Genomic DNA, 6016 nt, shown 5'->3' with positions numbered 1-6016 from the left:
TACCTTCTGTCATCTAATTATAAGGATTTTTTTATGAAGTTGAAGACTAGTATTTACCATAAATTCAATAAAATTGAATTTAATTACACCTTGACAAATCTTTTTTTATTTAATGCAACGCTAGTGAACTTTATTGAGGGAGGGATGATTATTTTCATTCCTTCTTTTTTTATCCTTTTATATTCTGAAATTCTTAAAGTTAGTATGCATACTTTTTTGATCCCTCCTTCTGTTCAATAAGTGTTCAATTTCAACGAAGTAATTAACTTGATTACCGTAGGGGGGTATGGTAAATTTAGTTTGAAAAGAAAATATCATATCATTCATTTTAGGAGGTTAAAATAATGGAACAAAAAACATTAAAAGTGAACGGAATGTCATGTGGGCATTGCATAAGTACAATAGAAAACAATATAGGAAAGTTAAATGGTGTCAACTCAGTAAAAGTTATGCTGTCTGAAGGGAAAGTAAACCTTAATTATGATTCTGGTGTTATTTCATTAGATCAAATTATTCATGAGATTGAAGAACAAGGATATGATGTAGAATGAAGTAGTTGCATGGGATCATATAAGTGAGGTCGCACGATTTTAGTACGACCTTCTTCACTATTTTCATTAGCTTTATCTAAATGAAGATACTTATAGAACAAAGAAGAATCTGTGATGTATCTCACATATTTTCTTTACATTCTTTTGGTAATCTATAAGGGAAATATGATCACAATAACAGTATTATTCGAATTGTAAAGGAGGGGAATCAGGTGAGTAAGATGATATTTTCGGTAAAAGGAATGACATGTGCCTCTTGTGTCAATCGCGTTGAAAAGATGATCTCAAAAGTAGAGGGTGTTCGATCTGTTAATGTAAACCTGGCAGCCAATCAAGCTCAAGTTGAAGCGGATGAAACCATAGAAATGTCTGAGGCAATTATAAAGGCTATTGAGAAGGCTGGATATGATGCTAAGCCCATTGATAACGATGATCAAAGAAAGGTTCTATTTTCTGTAAAGGGAATGACATGTGCATCATGTGTTACCCGTGTGGAAAAGGCTATTGCAAAAGTAGAAGGTGTGCAATCTGTTAATGTGAACCTGGCTGCTAATCAAGCTCAGGTTGAAGGAGAAAAAGGAATATTAGATCCCGAAGCTGTTATAAAACGAATTGAAAAGATAGGATATGAAGCATCAATTATCAATGAAAATGAACAGAGAGAAGAATCTGATGAGCAAGAGGTAGAAACGAGAAAGCTTTTAAAAGATTTTACAGTAGCAGCCGTCTTAACAACCGTTGTGTTAGTTGGTAGCATCCCTCACATGATGCATGGCTGGGGAGCATGGGTACCGACATTTTTGTCTAATCCTTTATTCTTACTTGTGTTAACAAGTTACATCCAACTCGTACCTGGTTGGAGATTTTACAAAAATAGCTATAAGGTATTAAGAAATGGTTCAGCAGATATGAATGTATTAGTAGCAATGGGTACGTCAGCTGCATGGCTTTATAGTGGTGCGATGACGTTATTTCCGGATCAGCTTACGGCAATGGGCTTCCCGTACCAACTTTATTACGATGTCACAACCGTTATTACGACGCTTATCCTCTTAGGACGTTACTTTGAAGCGAAAGCAAAAGGGCAAACCTCTACGGCAATTAAGAAATTAATGAGTTTGCAAGCAAAAACAGCCAGAGTGATTAGAGATGGAAATGAACTCGAAATTTCTGTTGATGAAGTAAAGATTGATGATGAGATCATTGTAAGGCCAGGTGAACGTATTCCTGTTGATGGAGTCGTCACGAAAGGTAGATCTACGATAGATGAATCCATGTTAACCGGTGAGTCTATCCCAGTAGAAAAAGTATCTGGAGATGAGGTTATCGGTGCGACTATTAACAAATCTGGAAGTTTTCGTTTTCGTGCAACAAAAGTAGGGAAAGAAACGGCACTCGCACAAATTATTCGAATGGTTAATGAAGCTCAAGGTTCGAAAGCTCCCATTCAACGTGTCGTTGATTTAATTTCTGCTTACTTTGTACCGGCAGTCTTACTAATAGCGGTAGTCTCATTTATTGTTTGGTATTTTGTCGGTCCGGACCCAAGTCTGATTTTCGCATTAACTACCTTTATTGCGATTCTTATTATTGCTTGTCCTTGCGCGTTAGGTTTGGCAACACCAACAGCAATCATGGTTGGTACAGAAAAAGGAGCTGAAAATGGCATCCTAATTAAAAATGCTACAAGTTTAGAACGTGCCCATAAAATTAAGACTGTTGTTTTAGATAAGACCGGTACCATAACGGAAGGCAAGCCAAAACTAACAGATATCATTACAACTGATATAGTAAGTGAACAGGAACTATTGCAAGTAGCTGCATCAGTTGAAACTGCATCAGAGCATCCATTAGGTGAAGCCATTGTGGAAGCTGCCAAAGAAAAAGACCTTCCTATAAATGACCCTGAATCTTTCGAAGCGATTGTTGGTCACGGATTACTTGCCACATTAAATAACAAAGAAGTCTTAATTGGCAACATCAAACTGATGAGTAAATACAATATTGATTTGGGGTTATACGAAGAAAAAGCAATTACATTAGCTGATCAAGGGAAAACACCCATGTATGTTGGGATTGACGGGGAATTTGCAGGGATCATAGCAGTAGCTGATACATTGAAAAAAGGAACCATCCCAGCAATCAAAGCCTTAAAATCGATGGGTATTGAAGTGATTATGTTAACAGGCGATCATAAACGAACGGCCAAAGCGATTGCAATGGAAGCCGGAATCGATAACTATATTGCTGAGGTGTTACCTGAACATAAGGCAGAAGAAGTAAAAAAACTACAAGGAGAAGGAAAAATGGTGGCTATGGTCGGTGATGGTATCAATGATGCTCCTGCACTCGCTCAAGCCGATGTAGGAATTGCCATTGGAACGGGGACGGATGTTGCGATGGAAACCGCAGATATCACTTTGATGCGTGGTGATATTAAAAGCGTTGTAACGGCCCTCAGACTATCTAAATCAACGATGAAGATGATCTGGCAGAACCTTGGGTGGGCATTTGGTTATAACATTGTCTTGATTCCAGTAGCAGCGGGTTTACTATATCCCCAATTTGGAATTCTGCTGAATCCTATGATAGCCGGAGCAGCAATGGCATTTAGTTCTGTTTCGGTTGTGTTAAACACTTTAAGACTTAAAAAATTCAAATCAACGATTGAGTAGAGTTAATTTGGATAAGATAAAGGCAGGAGAGATAAATGGAGTTATTTATTAGAAAGGAATGGATAAATTGAAAAAATCAAAAGCTACTAAGTTGATGTTAGTTGTCTCCTTCTTACTGTTAAGTATGCTCCTTGCCGCTTGTACCCAAGCCGAAGAAGATCATGCAGGGCATCAGGATATCGAAAAAAGCGAAGAAATGGATCATATGGACGAAGAGATGGATCATGAAGGGCACCAGGGTGACTCAGTTAACGTAGATAGATTGAATTTAGAACAGGAAGCGGCAAAAGCTCCGGAGAACCTCAATAATTTAGCAACTGATGAATTAAAGGTCGTAAATACTAAGAACATTACTCGAATAAATGAGGATGATCCTATCCAATTATCCATTCAAGTATCTCAAACTGTTTGGCCAGCAACCCATGAGGAAAATCAACCTGGGACAGTTATATTGGCTCCATTAAATCAATGGCAATATTCCTTAGCCGCTCTAACACTGGTTCACCATCCTAATGATGGTCCTATGTTGTATTGGGACGGAGAAATTTCTGAAGATGTCTTAAATGAACTTAATCGACTACAACCAAAAGGCAATAGTGAAGACACTCAAGTCCTCGTGGTTGGCGATCTTCCAGAAGCAGAATTAAATAAATTAAACGCCTACAATGTTGAACAAGTACAGGGTGCAAATGTAGCAGATTTTGCTAGGAACATTGAAGAAAAATTTACAGAAACCATTAATGAAGTTCATCCAAATGTAATAATTGGTTCTTCAGAGGAAGACGCAAAAGAATATACAATTTCTGTTGGAAATTGGATTGCTCACATGAATGAATCTGTACTTTATGTTGATAATGATGGGATTCCACAAGAAACAATTGATGCTCTTAATGCAAGAGAGAATGGGGTAACGATCTATCTTGTAGGACCAGAAGATATTATATCTGATGAGATTGCTCAAGAGTTAGAAACGTATGGAACGGTTCACCGAATTGAAGGGGATAATCCAGTAGCTCAATCCATTGAATTCGCCTCATATAAAGATGCTGAAACAGGATTTGGTTGGGGAATTACTAGTCCTGGGCACGGTTTTGTGTTTTCATCAACTAATACACCTGAACTTGCCATTGCGGCTGCTCCTTTTGCTCATTTAGGAAAGCATGCTCCAATGATGTTGTTAGATGAAGGTGAAATCACAGATGAACTTTATCAGTATCTTGCCAAAGTTAAACCCGCATTTCAGGAAGAACCAACAGAAGGACCATATAACCATGGCTTTATAATTGGTACATTTACTGATATTCCATTTATAACTCAAGGTATATTAGATGAAAAACTGGAAATTGTCTCATTAGGTGGAGATGACCACGGAGGACATTAATAAATGGAGGAGAGGTTCCTATGTCAACCTCTCCTCTTAAAGTTCGGATTTCAATCTTATGTAAATTAGAGACTAGCAAAAGTTTAAAAATAATTTTATTAAATTGAGTCACTAGTGTTGCATAAATAATGACTGAATTTTCAGTTTAATATTTTTTCTAGTTCAGAGCCAAAAAGGTAAATACCTAAACAAAGGTGGCCCCATCCATTTGGAAAACAATTTACAATTAGACAGTTGTGACAACGACAATTCGTTTATTACGGTACTACTTTTCCTTCAATTTTTCGTAGCCAAATGTGTGCTGGTTTCCATAAAGCCGCCCTTAAATAACGACTAATCTGTAGCGTTTTTCGCCTACTATTCGTTTCGATTTGAACGAGAACATGGAGGCAAAAAACAATAAGTGCGATAAACACTTGATTTTGAATCGCCCATTCACTTTGACCGTAGAACTTTTTGATATTGAGATGTTGCTTCATTCATTTGAAAAACAACTCAATGGCCCAGCGGGATTTATACATCTCTGAAATGTCTTCGGCACTCAAATCGAAACGATTTGTCAGTAACTGAAGTTCATTTCCTTTTGAATCCATCACTCTTAGTAGACGAAAGTAGTTCTCCGTGCGGTTTTGAGTGGTACCAATCAACACCATTTGATCGGACAGAACCGTCGAATTCTCGGATCGTTTAAAATCATAAACTGCTCGTATGACTGCGTTTTTACGGAGTCTAGATAGAAAGAAGTAACCATCATCCGTCATGCGATCAAAGCGTTCGTAGTCTAAATAGCCACGATCAAACACATACATGCATTCCTTGTCGTCTACCATGATTTCTAGTTGACCACGATCATATTCCTTTGCTGTTGTTAACACAGCCTTTTCAGGATAGGAAATTCCTTTTTCCATAAACACAAGGCGCAAATGCAGCTTTACACCCGCTTTTGTTTTGCGGAACTGTGCCCACTTATGATTGGTCAAATTGAGTGGCAATGTGCTTGAATCAATGATTTTAACGGCATAATGAGTTTGGTGTCGTGTGTTTTGGCTTGGATTTTTGCGACTAAATCCAGGAAAAGCCTTTGAAATAGATCTGGATTCATGCCACTCAAACGACGTGATAGCCGAGAGATACTGATCGAATCAAGGTTGACACCTTTTTGGAGCTGGTCATCGAAAAGACAATCCCTTAGGGCATGGAGACTTTCGACTTCATGTAGTTGCGCAAAAAGCAGTAATTTTAGAAATGACTCTGTCGTTAATTTTTTCGTATAGCGATCTACTTTCATCGTTTTCACCTGTTCTTCAAATAATTGAAGATTTATTGGTGAAAACCATTGTCCAAATGAAGTTTTTCGTGTAATCTTGTCCATGAGATTGGTCCTTTTTATTGGATTTGGACGGGATTAC

At 37.7% G+C, this 6016-nt stretch carries 3 protein-coding genes and 1 pseudogene; 3 read left to right on the top strand and 1 reads right to left on the bottom strand.

What is annotated here, in order from left to right; all coding sequences use genetic code 11:
- Positions 1–344 precede the first annotated feature (344 nt).
- The 3 genes from copZ to E2L07_RS19390 all read left to right on the top strand — a co-directional run bounded on the left by copZ (position 345) and on the right by E2L07_RS19390 (position 4607).
- A complete protein-coding gene (gene copZ / locus E2L07_RS19400; protein WP_003321466.1) occupies positions 345–551 on the top strand; it encodes a copper chaperone CopZ in 207 nt (68 codons plus the stop codon).
- 212 nt (positions 552–763) lie between these two features.
- On the top strand, positions 764–3226 hold the full coding sequence (locus E2L07_RS19395; protein ID WP_003321465.1) for a heavy metal translocating P-type ATPase: 2463 nt from the start codon (positions 764–766) through the stop codon (positions 3224–3226).
- Between the two features lie 58 nt (positions 3227–3284).
- Positions 3285–4607 carry a cell wall-binding repeat-containing protein gene (locus E2L07_RS19390; protein ID WP_134230406.1) on the top strand — a complete coding sequence of 441 codons (1323 nt, stop codon included), beginning with the start codon at positions 3285–3287 and terminating at the stop codon, positions 4605–4607.
- A gap of 257 nt (positions 4608–4864) precedes the next feature.
- Here E2L07_RS19390 and E2L07_RS19385 read toward each other — a convergent pair.
- Positions 4865–5979: pseudogene (locus tag E2L07_RS19385) on the bottom strand (IS4 family transposase).
- Between the last annotated feature and the right edge of the window lie 37 nt (positions 5980–6016).

This window comes from Halalkalibacterium halodurans (genome assembly GCF_004376175.1).
Lineage (GTDB): Bacteria > Bacillota > Bacilli > Bacillales > Bacillaceae_D > Halalkalibacterium > Halalkalibacterium halodurans.
This window is presented reverse-complemented; position numbering and strand designations above follow the sequence as displayed.

Excerpts from the sequence above, each read along its gene's own strand:
- copZ (WP_003321466.1), top strand. The coding sequence starts at position 345 with ATGGAACAAAAAACATTAAAAGTGAACGGAATGTCATGTGGGCATTGC.
- E2L07_RS19390 (WP_134230406.1), top strand. The coding sequence starts at position 3,285 with ATGGATAAATTGAAAAAATCAAAAGCTACTAAGTTGATGTTAGTTGTC.